Here is a 16,037-nt window from a genome sequence, read left to right on the forward strand (position 1 = left end):
CCCCCGCACGGCTTTTCTTAAGGACGCGATGGTGGACATCCTGGGGAGCGTGCCGGGAGGCCGTGCGCTGGGCGCATCGGTCGGCCGCCTGGCCATGACCGCACGCAACGGCGTCGAGGTGCTGCGCCTCGGCGGACTGGAGACCGGTGCGGAGCCGTCGCCGTTCGATGTCGTCGAACGCTCGCCGATGTACCGGCTGCGGCACTACTTCGCGGACGAGCCGCCGACGCCCGATGACCGGCCGGTCGTGCTGCTCGTCCCGCCACTCATGGTGGATGCCAACATCTTCGACGTGAACGCCGACCGGGGGGCGGCGACGGTATTGCACAACGCAGGCGTCGACGTGTACGTCATCGACTTCGGCTCGCCCGACCGCGAGGAGGGCGGCCTCGAGCGAAATCTCGCCGATCACGTCGTAGCGGTGTCCCGCGCGATCGACCACATCACCGGCGTGCGCGGGCGCGACGTGCACCTCGCGGGGTACTCGCAGGGCGGCATGTTCGCCTACCAGGTGGCCGCCTACCGGCGCGGCAGCGCCATCGCAAGCATCGCGACGTTCGGCAGCCCCGTCGACATATCCGCGAACATGCCGCTCGGCGCACCGCCCGCGCTGGTGAGTAAGGGCGCCGATCTGCTCGCCGATCACGTGTTCAATCGGCTCTACCTGCCGAGTTGGATGGTGCGTCGCGGCTTCGAACTGCTCGATCCTGTGAAGACGGTCAAGTCGCGCATCGACTTCCTGCGCCAGCTACACGACAGAGACGCGCTGCTGCCACGCGAGGACCAGCGCCGGTTCCTCGAGTCCGACGGCTTCGTCGCCTACGCGGGGCCGGCCGTCGCGGATCTGCTGAAGCAGTTCGTGGTGCACAACCGCATGCTCACGGGCGGGTTCCCCATCGACGGCGAGCTTGTCACCCTCGCGCAGATCAGCGCGCCCATCCTGGCCTTCGTCGGTACCAGCGACCAGATCGGGCGCCCCAGCGCAGTCCGCGGCATCCTCGCGGCGGCGCCCCGCGCCGACGTGTACGAGGCGCAACTCCCTGCGGGCCACTTCGGCCTGGTCGTGGGAACCTCCGCCGGTACCGTCTCCTGGCCGACGGTGGCTCGATGGATCGCCTGGCGCGAGGGGCGGGGCGAGATCCCCGGCAATATCGCGCCGATGCGGCCCCCGACCGGCGACGACGATCCGCCGGTAAACCCGCTGGTCGCCGGCGTCGCAGGTCTCGCGACCATCGGCTTCGGTGCCGCGCGAGACGTCATCGACGTGGCCGCGGGCGTCTCCGCGGGTGCACAGGCCGTGGCGCGCGAGGCTGTCCGGGGCGTGCCGAAGCTCGTCCGCTTGAGCCAGCTGCAACCGCACACGCGGATCTCGCTCGGCAAGTTGCTCGCCGAGCAGGCCGTGCGTGATCCGGACGGTGAGTGCTTCCTGTACGAGGACCGCGTGCACACGCGGCGGGCGGTGGACGAGCGCATCGACCGCGTCGTCTCCGGGCTCATCCAGGTCGGCGTGCGGCAGGGCGAGCACGTCGGCGTCATGATGCACACCCGCCCGTCCGCTCTGGTGACCATCGCAGCGCTGTCCCGCCTCGGCGCGGTGGGCGTGTTGCTCGCGCCCGGTACCGACCTCGCGGAGGCCCTACGGATCGGCGAGGCATCGTCGGTGGTCACCGACCCGGAGCACCTGGACGAGGCCCGCGCGGCTGCGTCGCGGGTCTTCGTCGTCGGTGGCGGTGACCGGCGTGATCGGCCCGGGGCCAGCAGGCAGGACCTCGGAGCGGACGTCGTCGATCTCGAGCAGGTGGACCCCGACGCCGTGCGCATGCCGCGCTGGTATCGGCGCGACGCCGGCCTCGGCCGGGATCTCGCGTTCATCATGTTCTCCGGGTCGGACATCGGACTGCGCGCGAAATACATCACCAACGCGCGGTGGGCGCTGTCCGCGTTCGGCACCGCGTCGGCGGCCAAGCTGACCGAGGCGGACACCGTCTACTGCCTGACGCCGCTCAGCCACTCGTCCGGACTGCTGACGAGCGTCGGCGGCGCTGTCGCGGGCGGCGCGCGCATCGCGCTGACCCGCGACTTCTGTCCTTCGACGTTCATGACCGAGGTGCAGCGGTACGGCGTCACGGCGGTCTGCTACACCTGGAACCTCATGCGGGCGGTGCTCGACGACCCAGACCTGGTCGTACCCCCGTACCACCCGGTCCGCGCGTTCATCGGCTCCGGTATGTCTGCCGAGCTCGCGCGGCGCGTGGGGGAGCGGTTCGCTCCCGCTCGCGTCGTCGAGTTCTACGCGTCCACCGAGGGCGAGATCGTGCTCGCCGACGTGCGCGGCGCGAAGCCCGGCGCCAAGGGGCGCCGACTGCCGGGCAGTGCGGAGGTCGCCGTCGTCGCGGTCGACCCGGCCACCCGTCGGTTCGTAGAGGGCGCCGACGGCTATCTCGTGCAGGTACCACGTGGCGAGGTCGGGGTGCTCATCGGCCGCACCGGTGTCGACAACCGGCACGAGTCGCTTCTGCGCGGCGTGTTCTCTCGGGGCGACGCATGGTTCTCGACGGGGCACCTGTTCCGCGAGGACGACGACGGTGACTACTGGCTCGTCGACTCGCTGGCGCACTGTCCGCTGACGGAGCGCGGACCCGTCTACACCATCCCGGTCCGCGATGTGCTCGAGCAACTCGGCCAGGTCGACCTCGCTGTCGCGTACCAGGTGCCGGGCGAACGTGGGGACACCGTCGTAGGCGTCGTGACCCTGCGGCCCGGAACGACCCTGACCGCAGACGACGTCACCAGGGCGTTCGCCTCGCGCGGCCCGCAGCGGCCCGACGTCGTCGAGGTCCTCGACGACGTGCCGATGACCAGCTGGCATCGCCCTCGCCGGTCCGAACTCGCGGCGCGCGGTGTGCCCGAACCGGGTCCCAGCGTGTGGCACTTCGACTCGGAGAAGGGCCGGTACAGCGAGCCGTCGTGACGGCAGTGCTTAGCATGGAACCGTGACTACACCGCGCGCCGGAGGTGGCGCACCCAGACAGGACCCCGAACAGCGGCAACGTGCGATGCGGACGGTCGCGGCGATGTCGGGGGCGGTCGACCTCTCCGGGCTCCGGGCGAAGGCCGACGCGGCCCGCTCCGCCCAGCAGCGCCCGTCGGCCCCACCCGGGTCGGACGGTCCCGGCGGGGCTGACAACGTCCCGGACCAGCCCGGCCAGACCGATGCGATCGGCACCGTCATCGATGTCACGGACCAGACGTTCGCGACCGCGGTGATCGAGCCGTCCGCGCAGAAGCTCTTCGTCGTGAACCTGTCGGCGAGTTGGTCCGAGCAGTCGGCGCAGCTGGACCCGGTGCTGGAGAAACTCGCCGGCGAATACGGGGGCGCGTTCGTCCTCGCGCGCGTCGACGTCGACGCATCGCCGGGCATCGTGCAGGCGTTCCGGGCGCAGTCGGTCCCGATGGTCATCGCAGTCGCCGCCGGGCGGCCGGTAGACGCGTTTGCAGGCGTGCAGCCGGAGGACTCTCTGCGTGCCTGGCTGGACAACCTGTTCACGCAGCTCGAATCGGTCCTCGGCCCGGTCTCGGGTGTGCCGGAGGCGCCCGCAGACCCGCGCCTCGAAGCCGCCGAACAATTGGCGGCCGACGGTGACTACGCGGGCGCGAAGGCGGCCTACGAGGCGATCCTCAACGCGGAGCCCGCGAACCGCGAGGCAGCGGCCGCTGCCAAGCAGATGGACTTCATGGAACGCGCCACACAGCTCGCGCCTGACGCGATCGAGCGTGCCGACGCCGATCCAGAGGACGCGGAGCTGGCGTTCGCGGCCGCGGACGCCGAGGTGCTCGCCCGGCGACAGGAGGACGCGTTCGCGCGCCTGATCGCCCTCGTAAAGCGCACCACCGGCGATGAGCGCGCCGCCGCACGCGCCCGACTCGTCGACCTCTTCGATCTGTTCGACTCCGCCGACCCGACGGTTACCGCCGCGCGCCGCTCCCTCGCGGCCGCGCTGTTCTAGAGCGGCCGTGACATGACCGCACGCCTCGGCCGCCGCGCGCTGCTCGTCGGTGCCGGTCGGCTGGGGCTGGGCGCCGCGCTCGGGGGCGTCGCAACGGCCTGCGGTGAGGGCGCCGGCGCGCAGCCGACGGGGCCGGTGTCGGCGTGGTTCCACCGCTATGGCGAACAGGGTACGACGCAGGCGCTGGCGCGATACGCGCACCAGTTCACGAGCGCCCGAGTAGATGTGCGCGTCGTTCCCGGCGACTACGACGCCTACGCCGTCGATGCGCTCACCGCGGGCACGGGGCCCGACGTCTTCGAGTACGCGAACGGGCCCACGATCGATATGGTCGCCTCGGGACAGGTGGCCGACCTCACGGACCTCCTCGGCGAGGCACGTTCCGACTTCACGTCCTCGCTGCTCGAGCAGATGAGCCACCGTGGCCGGCTGTACGGGATCCCGCAGGCCACCGACGTGCAGATGTTCGTGTATCGGCCGTCGCTGCTGGCGCAGGCGGGTGTGACGGCCCCGCGTACCCTCGACGAGCTCGTATCGGCCGCGCGAGCCCTCAACCAGGGGGCGGCGAACGGGCTGTTCCTGGGCCGTGCGGGCGGCGTCGACGTCGTCGGCGGCCCGCTGCTGTGGTCGAGCGGCCACGACTATCTCACCTCGAGTGGACATCCGGCCTTTGTGAATGCCGACGTCGCAGCGGGTCTCGGGACATTGCGTGAGCTGTTCGTATCGGGTGACCTACTACTCGACGCCCCGGCCGACTGGTCCGACCCGACCACGTTCGCGCAGGGCCGTGTCGCGATCGCGTGGACGGGTTTGTGGGCGCTGCCGGCCATCACTGCGGCGCTCGGCGACGACGTGGCGGTCGCGCCGTTCCCCGCGGTCGGCACCGGCGGCGGCCCGAGCGTGCCCTTCGGCGCCTACGGTGCGGTGGTCAATGCGCACGCTCAGCACAGCGAGGCCGCCCGTAGGTTCGTACAGTGGCTGTGGGTCGAGCGCACGGACCTGCAGCTGGACTGGGCGCGCAGTTACGGTCTGCATGTCCCGTGCCGGAAGTCCCTGGTCAAGCGGTTCGAGGCCGAGACCACCGGTGCGCTGGGCGATGCGGCGGATCTGGTGAACACGGTGGGGCGGCCGCAGAAGCCGCTCCTGTGGACCCAACGGTGCGAGACCGCCTTCCGGGATGCCCTGGACCATGTCATCCGCGGCGGTGCGGACCCCATCATCGAGCTGGGCGTGGCCGGCGACATCGTGGACCGCGAGGTCGGCCGGTTCCGCTGATCCGGCACGCCGATCCTCCCTGGACGAGAGTGTCGTCACGCGTACGCCGGTAACGACGGTTCGCACACGATATGCGTGTGATTTCCCGGTTCTGCGCGTCTGATAGGACATAATTCTCCGAGTTTGTTCCGCGTGGGCACCCGCGCGCCCACGAGAGGAGACCTGGGGAGATGTCGGTGATTGCGCACCGCTCCGTCAGTGTGCCCGCGGCTCTGACCCAGGTCGGCGCCCGTGTCCTACTGAAGCCGTTGATCGCCGCCTACCCGCTGCGGTCGTGGTCGCTGCGCCCGCTGGCCCTTGCCGAGCGGATCGCGGATGCCGTGCCGTGGACCCCATCGGGTGTGGACATCCAACGCGAGGTCCTGGCCGGGGTCGAGGTCGAGCGGATCACCCCGCAGCGCCACGACGCGCGCGACGACGCCGCCCTCGTGTATTTCCACGGTGGCGCTTTCCTCGCCGGTGGCCCGGCCACACACCGCCGCCTCGCCGCCGTGCTCGCTCGGGCGCTCGGCGTCGCCGTATACAACGTCCACTACCGCCAGCTACCCGAGGTGGGGATCGGGACGTCGGTCGAGGACGCGTACCGCGTCTACCGCGCGCTGGCAGACTCCCGGTACGAGGACGTGTTGCTGGGCGGGGACTCTGCGGGCGGGTACCTGTGCGCCAAGGTGATCGAGCTGGCGTATCTCGACGTCGCGTCGCGACCGGCGGCGTTCGTCGGCTACTCGCCGCTACTGAACCCGACCGTGGCGGATGACGACCCGCGCGGCCGCATCTCCGATGCCTACATCACCGTGGGCAAGCTGCGGTCCCTGCGGATGTGGTTCGACCTGGGGCCCGATCCTGCACGCGGCGTGGACGACGCTGTGACCGTACCCGTCCACGCGTTCCCGCCGACCCTGCTGGTGGCGGCGAGCGGCGAGATGCTGAGGATCGACTCCGAGCGCCTGCATGGACGACTCGATGACGCGGGCCAGGAGTGCGATCTGCACCTGTTCGACGGCGGCGTGCACGCCTTCCCCGTACTGACGGGGCTTACGCCGGAGAGCATGGAGGCCGTGCGCCTGGCCGTGTCATTCTGCCGTTCGGTGCTCGCGCATCGGGTGCGGCGCAGCGCGGCCTGATCCTCTGGCATACGCTGGCGCACATGCTGTTTCCGCCGCTCAGTCGTCCTGTGCCCACCGCTGAGGATGGGCCGGCGGTCACCGTCGGCGGAGTGGGGCTGCGGCGGAGCGAATTGCTCGGTGCCAGCACCGCGGTGGCCGAACGTCTGCTGGGGCTCGGCGTGCGTGGGCCGCTGGCGGTGTGGGCCGGGCCGGAGCTGAGTACCGTCGTCGGTCTGGTCGGCGCCCTGCGTGCCGGGGTGCCCGTGGTGCCCGTCGGGCCGGGCGATGTGGCCGCCGCGAAGGATGTGCAGGCGTGGCTGGGTGGTCCGCCCGATGTCGTGGGCGCCGGGAGCGGGCTGCCGACGGTGCCGGTGCGCGTACACGCGCGCGGCTGGCACCACATCCCGGAGCCCCCTCTGGACGCCGTCGCGCTGGTCTCGGGGGACGTGCCCTTCACGCGGCGGGCGATGGCCGACTACACCGACGGCGTTGCCGCAGGATGGGGCTGGACCGATGCCGACACCGTGGTGAGCGCGTTGCCGCTGTCGGGGGCCACCGCGCTCGCCCTGGGGCTGGTGGCGCCGATGCGGGTGGGCAGCGCGCTCGTCCATGTCGCCGAGGGGCGCCTACCCGCGGGTTCGCTGTACCTGGGCGACGCATCGTTCTATACCTGGGCGGCTGCCGATCCCCTTGCGGTGCAGGCTCTTCAGGAGGCGCGCGTGCTTGTGTCGACGGATGCAGTACCACTCACGGTGGCGCAGCAGGTCCGCGACCGGACCGGGCACGACGTCGCCGTCGCGCCCGGCCTGACGGACCCGGCGTAACCCCGTGGCCGCGGGGTCGTGCCGCGGCGATGCCGATGACGACGGCGCGTCCGACGGCGGCGGCGTCCCAGCCGCCTCACGCTTGTGCCTTAACCGCGGGCGTCGACGCGCCAGCGGGAGACGCGGCGCTCTGCGGTGAGTAGTACCTGATTGAAGATCACGCCCACTGCGGCGACGGTCAGGATCCCCGCGAACATCTTCGGAATCTCGAAGTTGTACTGCGAGTTGCTGATCAGGTAGCCGAGTCCGGCCTTGGCTCCCACGAGCTCAGTGGTGATGAGCACGAGGATCGACGTCGCGCCCGCGAGCCGGATGCCGGTGAACACTGTCGGGAGTGCGCCCGGCAGCACCACCTTCTGGAAGAGGCGCGGCCCTGTCACGCCCAGCGAGCGCACCGACCGTACGAGCAGTGGATCGACGTTCCGCGCGCCGGCGATCGTGTTGTACAGCACCGGCCAGAACGAGGCGTACGCGATGATCGCGATCTTCGACGTCTCGCCGATGCCGAGGATCAAGACGAACACGGGTAGCAGGGCTACCGCGGCCGTGTTCAGGAAAACCGTCAGGAGCGGCGAAAGCGCCTCCGCGAGAGTCTTGTACCACGCGATCAGCAGGCCGACGGGGACGGCGATCACCACGGCGATCGCGAAGCCCGACAGCGAGCGGGTGAGGCTCGCTGCGACGTCCGTCCAGAGCTCGCCGCTCTTCGCGAGATCCCACCAGGCCGATAGCACCTCCGTGAACGGCGGCAGGAAGGTCCGGTCCACCCATCCGAAGATCGGCGCGAACTGCCATAGCGCAAGGAAGATCACGATGGCCGACGAACGGACGACTACGGTGCGCAGGGTTGCACTGAGCCGCCGCGCGACGCCTGGCCGTTCGTCGGCGGCGTCGGCTGTCGTCGGTACGTCGACGGGCTGTGCGGTGCGGGGCAGGATGCTAACCAACTTCGACGACCTCCTTGGTGCGCGACGCCTCTGCGGCGCGGCTGATCTCGTCGTGTAGGAGCTCCCACACGTGGTGCCGGTACGACGTGAACTCCGGGGTCGAGCGGATGTCGCCGCCCGAGTCGCGATCGGCGAGATCGATGGGCAGAACCTCCTTGATACGGCCGGGGCGTGACGTCATGACGGCCACGCGCTGGCCGAGGAAGACCGCCTCCTCGATACCGTGTGTGATGAAGACGACGGTGCCGCCCGTGCGTTGCCAGATGGAGCGCAGCTCCACCTGCAGGGACTCACGGGTCTGCGCATCGAGAGCCGCATACGGCTCGTCCATGAGCAGCACCTTGGGCTCGTAGACCAGGCTCCGGGCGATGGCGACCCGCTGCTTCATGCCGCCCGACAGTTCGTGTGGGTACCGGTCGCGGAACGCGTCGAGTCCGACGAGGTCGAGGAACTCGCGCGCACGTGCCGCCCGCTCGCGTTTGCCGACTCCCGAGACCTCCAGTCCGAGTTCGACGTTGGCTTGTGCGGTCCGCCAGGGAAGGAGCGCGTACTGCTGGAACACGATGCCGCGGTCGAGACCCGGGCCGGTGATGGGGGCACCGTCGAGCAGTAGTTCCCCCGAGGTGGGCGTCGTGAGCCCGCCGATGAGTTCGAGCAGCGTCGACTTCCCGCAGCCGCTGGGGCCGACCAGGGTGAGGAACTCGCCATCGGCGACGGACAGTGACACGTCGGCGAGTGCGACGGTCTGGCGGCCCGTCGAGCGGTCACCGAATTTCTTGGTGACTCCTCGGATCTCGATCTTCTCCGGCATCGTCAGGACCCCTGCTTCCCGGTCGCGAGCGAGTTGTACTCGTTGGTGTAGAGGGACGAAGGGTTGAGCGGGCCGCTGATGGCGCCGGTGTCCTGCAGCCAGCTCTGCCAGCGCGTGAAGTCCTCGTCGGAGATCTTCCCGTACTTGGACGGGATGCCCACCGACTGCCAGTACTTCAGAGTCGACGTGGTCTCGTTGGGCCGGTGCCGAGCCTGGATGATCTTGGTCGCGCGCTCGATCACCTGGTCGCGTGGGGTCGTGCGCAGCCATTCGATGGCCCTGGCGACACCGGTGGTGAACGCCCGCACCGCGTCCGGGTTCTTCTTGATGAAGTCCTTGCGTAGCACGTACTCGCCGCCGTTGAAGTTGCCGAACGCCTCCGGCTCGGTGAACACCGGGCGGATCCCGCCTGCGGCGACGGCGCGCTGGCGGAACTGGTCGCCGAGTGCGGCCACCTCGATCTGGCCCTTGCGCAGAGCATCCTCGGTGTTGGGGGGCGGAAGCGCCACGAGCTGAACCGATTTGATCTGGTCCGCCGTTGCGCCGGCCTTCTTGAGGACATCGTGGATGTCCGCCTCGTTCTGGCCGCCGAGAGTATTGACGCCGATCTTCTTGCCGATCAGGTCCTTGACCGACCGGATCGGCGAATCGTCCTTGACGTAGTAGCCGGTGAACGTCTTGTCGTCCGCACCGTAGTAGTTGATGACGGCGGTGATGGGGGCACCCGCGGAGGCCAGCTTGGCGACGGCCCCGGCGAACGCGCCGCCGAAGTCGGTCTGACCGGTCGCGGCGGACTGGATGTCCTGCGGCCCGCTGATGGTGTTGCCGACCCAGTCGAGCTTGACCTTCCCATCGAAGAATCCGAGGTCCTGGGCCAGCTCGGCGGGTGTGACCTGGTTGGTCCAGCCCTGGTAGCGGAGTTCGGTCACGCCGTTCTCGGTCCGCGCCGAGCCGCCCGCGCCGCACGCGGTCAGGGAGGCGACGAGTGCGGTCCCGACCGCGGCGGCGATGCCCCGCGTCAGTGCTGTGCGGCGATGGGTCACGTGTACTGCCTTCCGATAGGCGGCCGAAGGCTGTCGGCCGTCGTGGGTTCCGGGGCAGCCTACGAACCGGGGATCGCACTGAGACCCCTTGAAATCAGCGTGGTTCGGATCCGCGTGGTTCCAATCGGGTCGATCGCAAGGCTCGTGCGTGGTCTACGCCGCCTGGCATCGTCGTGCGAATGCGTCGGCCGAGCGCGGGAACTGGAGTGCAGGTGGAGGAGAAGACAGCAGACGTGGTCGTCGTCGGCGGTGGTCCGGCCGCGACGTGGGCGGCCCTGACGGCGGCGCGTGCCGGTGCGGACGTCGTCCTGGTGGATAAGGGCTACTGCGGTACGAGCGGGGCCACGGCGTCGGCGGGAACGGGGGTCTGGTACGTCGAACCCGATCCCGCGCTCCGCGCGGCGGCGATCGAAGATCGCGAGGCACGCGGCGGCTATCTCGCCGACCGTAGGTGGTCGGCGCGTGTACTCGACGAGACATACAACAGGATGGACGATCTCGCGCGTAACGCGCGATACCCGTTCCCCGTCGCATCGGACGGACGGCAGCTGCGTAACGGCCTGCAGGGACCGGAGTACATGCGGCGCATGCGGATCCAGGTTCGGCGCGCAGGCGTGACCGTCCTCGATCACAGCCCGGTGACCGGACTCCTGACCGACGGCCGTGGTCGCGCCGCGGGTGTGCACGGGTATCGCCGGCAGGCGAAGCGCGACTACCGGGTTCGTGCCGGCGCGGTCGTACTCGCCACGGGGGGTTGCGCGTTCCTGTCCAAGGCACTCGGGTGCGATGTGAACACCGGTGACGGTGCGCTGTTCGCCGGCGAGGCGGGCGCCGAGCTCTCCGGGATGGAGTTCTCCAACGCCTACGGAATCGCCCCCAAAGGGACCTCGGTGACCAAGACGGCCTTCTACCGGTACGCGACCTTCTATCGCGAGGACGGCAGCGTCATCGAGGGTGCGAGCGGGCATCATCGCTCTCCGATCGCCCGGGAGTTGTTGCGCGGCCCCGTGTTCTGCACGCTCGATCGGCCGGGAGCCGACGCCACTGCGATGCGCCGCGCGCAGCCGAACTTCTTTCTGCCGTTCGACCGCTTCGGGATCGACCCGGTCTCCGACCGTTTCGAGGTGACACTGGTCGCGGAGGGCACGGTCCGCGGTACGGGAGGCATCCGCCTCACCGGCGACGACTGCGCCACAACGGTTCCGGGGCTATACGCGGCCGGCGACGCGGCCACACGCGAGGAGATCTGCGGAGGCTTCACCGGCGGCGGCAGCCACAACGCGGCGTGGGCGATGTCGTCCGGGACGTGGGCGGGCGCTGGCGCCGCGGCATTTGCGCGGGACGGCGTGCCCGATCGATCGGCACAGGTCGGCGAGGTGGGGCTCGGCTCCAGATCGTCGGTGGATCCGCGCGATGTGGTGGCCGCGGTGCAGGGCGAGGTGCTGCCGTACGACCGCAACTACTTCCGTGACGGTGCGACCCTGCAGCGTTCGCTGGCCGTACTGGACGATGTGTGGCAGCGCTCCCGAGAAGGCTTGGGCGGCACCGGCGCAGGGGCGCTGGCCGCGCGTCGTGCGGCGGCGATGACAGCGCACGCCCGGTGGATGTACACGGCCGCATCGGCACGAACCGAGTCGCGTGGCATGGCGCGGCGTACCGACCATCCGGACACCGATCCTGCCCAGCACCATCGCATCGTGGTGTCCGGGCTCGATCGGATCCGGGTGCGTACGCAGGACGCGCCCACCCTCCCCTTGGAGGTGGCCTCGTGATCGAACTCGTTTCTGCGGATCGCTGCATCGCATGCGACAAGTGCATCCTTGTGTGTCCCACCGACGTATTCGACCGCGGAGCCGACGGTATCCCGGAGATCGCGCGCGGCTCCGACTGCCAGACGTGCTTTCAATGCGAGGCGAACTGCCCCGCCGACGCCCTGTACGTCTCGCCCCGCACGGAGCCCGACGAGTCGGCGCGGGACCTCGACGCGGTGGGCGCCGAAATCGGCGGCTACCGCGCCCGCATCGGCTGGGGCCATGGACGAGTACCGGCGCCCGCCGTCGCGGTCGGACCGGCCTTCGGCGCCGACGGGGCCGCGATCATCAGCTGATCGACGCCCGGTGCGCGGTGTCGAGCACGATAGCGGCGAGTTCTCGTGGCGCGTCGACCGGAACGATATGCCCGCTCCGGGGGAGCAGGTGCCCGGTGAGGTCGTCGCAGACGGTTGCGAGTTGGCGAGCGAGGGCGTCCTCGACCGCGGACGCACCGATCGCTGCCACGGGCATCGGCAGTCGCCCGTGCTCGGCCCACGCCCGGCTCCACCGGGCGTTGCCGGGCATCGCCCGGTAGTGCTCGAATGCCGCGCGCAGGCGCGCGTGGCCCGTGTAGGCATCGACGAAGTGCTGCTCCAGATCGTGGGGTACGCCGACCTCGGAGCCGGTGGCGAGGAAGTGGCGGATGTATCGGCCCTCATCACCCTCCAAGACGTCCTCTGCCAGACCACCCGGTGCCTGATGGAAGCCGAACCACCACGGTGGATGTGCGAGGAATGCCTCAGCTCCGGGCAGTCCACCGAGGATCGCCTCGACGACGGTCAGGCTCCGTACGCGTCCGGGGTGCGCTGCCGCGAGGGCGAAAGCCGGGGCCGCGCCGAGGTCGAAGCCGACGACGTGTGCGGCGTCCGATGACAGCGCGTCGAGCAGACGGACCTGATCCATCGCCAGGTCGTCCGCGTGGTATCCGTCCGGCGTCCTATCGGTGTCGCCCAGCCCCCTCAGGTCGGGCGAGACCACACGGTAGCCGGCATCGATCAGGACGGGCTCGACCGCGCGCCAGACCTGCTTCGTGTGCGGGAACCCGTGTAGGAGAAGGATCGTCGGGCCGGATCCCGCGTGGCGAACGCTCACGGCGATGTTCCCGAGCGTCAGCTTCTCGGTCGTGGTCGGATATGCCGCCTCGGACTGGTTGGTCATGACCCTCCTGGTTACTGTTCGATACCGGGGAACGTTAGGAGAGCAATGGGGTCCACGCCAGAGGGCACTTCGCCCGCACATAGGTACCCGGAGGTGACCGACGGACGGAAGGGCGACCTGTACGACGCCGCGTGTCCGACGCGACTCCTGCTCGACAGGGTCGGATCGAAATGGACCGTGATGGTCGTCCTGCTGCTGGCGGAGTCCGAGGAGATCCGGTTCGGCGCATTGAAGCGCCGGATGCCGGGGGTATCGCAGAAGATGCTCACCCAGACCCTGCGACGGCTCGAGGCCGACGGCCTTGCTGCGCGACGCGTCGAGTCGACCAGGCCGCCTGCGGTGCACTACTCGCTCACCGCGCTGGGGCGCACTCTGGTCGAACCGGTGCGCGCGTTGCGGAACTGGGCCGAGACCAATATGGGTTCCGTCGAGCGAGCGCGATCGGTCGCGTCGACGCTCGACCGTCGGCCTGACGCGTAGTACGGGTGAGGCTCCGTCGGTCACGAGGGAACGATGGTGCGGTACCAGTCGATCGTTGCGGTGAGGCCTTCGCTGAGCGGCGTGGGGGAGCGGTGGAACGCCCGCTCGAAGGTCGCGGACACCATGTTCTGGGGAACACGGTGCTGGTAGAACATCTCGGCGTACTCCCTCATGAACTGCTCGTCGAACGGCCCGACGGCGCCCGGCTCGGCCACGATCCGGGTGGGCACCTCGCGGCCGAGGATCCGCCCGACGCAGGCGATGACGTTACGGGTGCTTTCGGCGGGGACGGTCGGTAGGTGCCAGATCCGCCCGCAGGCGGTGTCGTCGGCGGTGCCGAGGTCGACCAGTCCGGCGGCGACGTCACGGATGTACGAATAGCTGTGGGGCAGATCGATATCGCCGAACACCACCGCGTGGCCGCCGGAGAGGGCCGCGGGGAAGAATGCCCCGCCGAGCGTCGAGTTCATCACGCCCGGACCGTAGAAGTCGGCGGACCGACCGAGGGCGACGCGCACGTGGCCGGCGGCGTGCGCATCGAGATACCGCCGGTCCAGTTCCGCGCGCATCCGCCCCTTGGAGCTGATGGCCGACCACGGAGTCTCCTCGGTGATGGCCTCCCCGTCGGCTTCGCCGTAGGGATACAGGGTGTCGAGGACGACGACCCGCGCATCGTTGCGAGCCCCCGCTGCGATGACCGCGTCGGCGATCCTCGGCATCTGTGCCACCTGGAGGTGATACGGCACGTTGACCGCGTGGTAGATCGTCGTGGCGCCCGCCGTGGCGACGCAGGCCTGGTCGGCCGACGAGACGTCGGCGACGGCGGTCTCGACGGCCTCGTGCGCGTCGGCGATCGGCGAACGGTTGACGTGCCGGACCCTGCGTCCTCGCCCGAGCAATTCGCGGACGATCGCCGTGCCCGCCGGTCCAGCGCCCAGTACGACGTGGAGGTCCCCATGTGCGTTCGCGTTGAGCGTCATTGTCGCGCAGCTCCTTCCGTGCGGTACAAATTACTTATGACTGGTCAGTTACTTCCACGCCGCCGCATCGGAGAGCGACGCGTGATCGCTAGTGGGATATTCCGTGGTCGATCGTGCGGGCCCAGGGTTCATCCACCGATTCGAGGTCGGCCGTGGCCACCAGATGGCACAGCTGGCCGTACGCGAAGAATCGCTGCAACTCCGCGGCGTCCGCTCCGGCGAGGTCGTGCGCGACGTTCGTGAGGTCCGCCAGGCCACGGCGCACGGCTTCGCGGATCTCGGGCACGCTGCATGCGCTCTGGGCGTGGACCTGCACCATGAGCAGTCGCCGGTCGGCGCCGATGAGGCTGCCGTAGGCGTCGGCCATCGAGGCGAGCACATCCTCCGGCTGGGTCCCATGTGCCAGTGCTGCACCGGTCTTCAGGGCATCCGTGATACGCGCGTAGCCCTCTTCGAGAGTTGCCACGAACAGCCCCAGCTTGGTTGCGAACAAACGCATGACGTACCCGTGGGAGATTCCCGCCGTGCGTGCCACATCGCTGACGGTCGTCGCGTGATAGCCCGTCGCCGAGAATGCGGTCAGTGCGGCTTCGAGCGCCTCGATCCGACGCGCTTCGGCGGTGCTGCGGGTTCGTTCTGCTGTCCCCTTCACGAAATGTATGTAACCAGTCAGTCACTATCCGTGTCAAGGTGTGCCGTCGCGAACCGCGCTCTGAGGTGGCCAATCCCGCTATATGACGGGATAGGCCACCTCAGAGCCCGTTTCGCGACATGGCCGCCGACTCAGGCACGTGCGGTCGCGACGGCGCGGGACAGCTCCACCCGCAGGGGTGCGCCGTGGCCCGGAGCGATGATGTCGGCGTCGAGGGCGGCCAGGCCGTCCAGAGCGGCATCGGCCTGTTCGGGGTCGTGCGCGAAGAACTCGGGGAGTAGCTGCGGAGTCTTCTTGCCGCTCAACGGATGTCCTGTCACAAGGGCATCGCCGGTGGCGACGACGCCGAGTTCGGGAAGGTGGAATGCGGTGTGTCCCGTGGTGTGGCCGAAGCATGTCACGGGCACGGGTCGACCGGGCAGGTCCAGCGGCCTCCCCGAATCGGGGAAGGCCTCGGCGTCGGGCACGGCCACATGGGTCAGAGCACCGGCACGCACGATGGCGGTCGCCCAGCGCACCGTGGTGGGCTTGTAGGCCCGCAGTGCGACATCGATGGGCCCGGCCGATTCACGCCACTCGCCGCGCGCGTGGCCCAGCTCGGCGGGATGAGTCAGGATCGGTATGTCGTGCCGATCGTGCAGTACGGCGGCTCCACCCACGTGGTCGAGGTGCGCGTGGGTCAGCAGGATCGCTCGTACGTCCTCGATCCGCCGGCCGACGGCGGCAACGGAGCGCTCGACCGTGTCGGCATCGCCGTGCCAGCCGGCGTCGATCAGCGTGACGTCCGAACCCTCCACCAGCAGAATGAAGTTCACATGTGTGCCGCGCGCGACGAACACACCGCGCGCCACCTCCGTGACGCCCGGTGCCGCCTCACGCATCGGCGCTCCCGCCCGTCGTCTGCCCCTCCGCGGCTCTACCCGCCGCATGCCTGCCCGTGCCC

At 69.7% G+C, this 16,037-nt stretch carries 15 protein-coding genes; 8 read left to right on the forward strand and 7 right to left on the reverse strand.

The features are described 5' to 3' along the window. The 5 genes from P0W64_RS17990 to P0W64_RS18010 all read left to right on the forward strand — a co-directional run. Positions 1-2,971: AMP-binding protein (locus tag P0W64_RS17990; protein ID WP_343232879.1), on the forward strand; the 2,971-nt coding region annotated here is incomplete at its 5' end. A 22-nt stretch (positions 2,972-2,993) separates the two neighbouring features. Then, positions 2,994-4,007 (forward strand): tetratricopeptide repeat protein, encoded by a 1,014-nt coding sequence (locus tag P0W64_RS17995; RefSeq protein ID WP_343232880.1) that lies wholly within the window; start codon positions 2,994-2,996, stop codon positions 4,005-4,007. A gap of 12 nt (positions 4,008-4,019) precedes the next feature. Continuing rightward, positions 4,020-5,282 carry an extracellular solute-binding protein gene (locus tag P0W64_RS18000; RefSeq protein WP_275481543.1) on the forward strand — a complete coding sequence of 421 codons (1,263 nt, stop codon included), beginning with the start codon at positions 4,020-4,022 and terminating at the stop codon, positions 5,280-5,282. Between the two features lie 170 nt (positions 5,283-5,452). Then, on the forward strand, positions 5,453-6,406 hold the full coding sequence (locus P0W64_RS18005; RefSeq protein WP_275481544.1) for an alpha/beta hydrolase: 954 nt from the start codon (positions 5,453-5,455) through the stop codon (positions 6,404-6,406). 23 nt (positions 6,407-6,429) lie between these two features. Further along, entirely contained in the window at positions 6,430-7,212 is a 783-nt protein-coding gene (locus P0W64_RS18010) for a hypothetical protein (RefSeq protein ID WP_275481545.1), read from the forward strand. A gap of 89 nt (positions 7,213-7,301) precedes the next feature. Here the strand turns inward: P0W64_RS18010 and P0W64_RS18015 are convergent, their stop codons facing one another. The 3 genes from P0W64_RS18015 to P0W64_RS18025 form a co-directional block, all read right to left on the reverse strand. After that, positions 7,302-8,057 (reverse strand): ABC transporter permease, encoded by a 756-nt coding sequence (locus tag P0W64_RS18015; protein ID WP_275481583.1) that lies wholly within the window; start codon positions 8,055-8,057, stop codon positions 7,302-7,304. A 94-nt stretch (positions 8,058-8,151) separates the two neighbouring features. Further along, entirely contained in the window at positions 8,152-8,970 is an 819-nt protein-coding gene (locus P0W64_RS18020) for an ABC transporter ATP-binding protein (RefSeq protein ID WP_275481546.1), read from the reverse strand. Between the two features lie 2 nt (positions 8,971-8,972). Further along, the gene (locus P0W64_RS18025; protein ID WP_275481547.1) at positions 8,973-10,013 is read right to left on the reverse strand and encodes an ABC transporter substrate-binding protein; all 1,041 of its coding nucleotides are present in this window, start codon (positions 10,011-10,013) and stop codon (positions 8,973-8,975) included. Positions 10,014-10,192: 179 nt separating this feature from the next. Here P0W64_RS18025 and P0W64_RS18030 point away from each other — a divergent pair, with 179 nt between their 5' ends. Further along, positions 10,193-11,785: an FAD-binding protein gene (locus P0W64_RS18030; protein ID WP_275481548.1), complete on the forward strand. Its 1,593-nt coding sequence runs from the start codon at positions 10,193-10,195 to the stop codon at positions 11,783-11,785. After that, a complete protein-coding gene (locus tag P0W64_RS18035) occupies positions 11,782-12,120 on the forward strand; it encodes a ferredoxin family protein (protein ID WP_275481549.1) in 339 nt (112 codons plus the stop codon). Before P0W64_RS18030 ends, P0W64_RS18035 begins: the two co-directional genes overlap by 4 nt. Here P0W64_RS18035 and P0W64_RS18040 read toward each other — a convergent pair. Then, a complete protein-coding gene (locus P0W64_RS18040) occupies positions 12,113-12,982 on the reverse strand; it encodes an alpha/beta fold hydrolase (RefSeq protein WP_275481550.1) in 870 nt (289 codons plus the stop codon). The genes P0W64_RS18035 and P0W64_RS18040 overlap by 8 nt on opposite strands. 93 nt (positions 12,983-13,075) lie before the next feature. Here P0W64_RS18040 and P0W64_RS18045 point away from each other — a divergent pair, with 93 nt between their 5' ends. Further along, positions 13,076-13,462, forward strand: a complete 387-nt coding sequence (locus P0W64_RS18045; protein ID WP_275481551.1) for a helix-turn-helix domain-containing protein — start codon at positions 13,076-13,078, stop codon at positions 13,460-13,462. 20 nt (positions 13,463-13,482) lie between these two features. Here the strand turns inward: P0W64_RS18045 and P0W64_RS18050 are convergent, their stop codons facing one another. The 3 genes from P0W64_RS18050 to P0W64_RS18060 form a co-directional block, all read right to left on the reverse strand. Beyond that, a complete protein-coding gene (locus P0W64_RS18050) occupies positions 13,483-14,442 on the reverse strand; it encodes an NAD-dependent epimerase/dehydratase family protein (RefSeq protein ID WP_275481552.1) in 960 nt (319 codons plus the stop codon). 88 nt (positions 14,443-14,530) lie between these two features. Further along, positions 14,531-15,094 (reverse strand): TetR/AcrR family transcriptional regulator, encoded by a 564-nt coding sequence (locus P0W64_RS18055; protein ID WP_275481553.1) that lies wholly within the window; start codon positions 15,092-15,094, stop codon positions 14,531-14,533. A 131-nt stretch (positions 15,095-15,225) separates the two neighbouring features. Beyond that, on the reverse strand, positions 15,226-15,975 hold the full coding sequence (locus P0W64_RS18060) for an MBL fold metallo-hydrolase (RefSeq protein WP_275481554.1): 750 nt from the start codon (positions 15,973-15,975) through the stop codon (positions 15,226-15,228). Positions 15,976-16,037: the final 62 nt, after the last annotated feature.

The sequence above is a fragment of the Tsukamurella sp. 8F genome (assembly GCF_029167375.1).
GTDB lineage: Bacteria > Actinomycetota > Actinomycetes > Mycobacteriales > Mycobacteriaceae > Tsukamurella.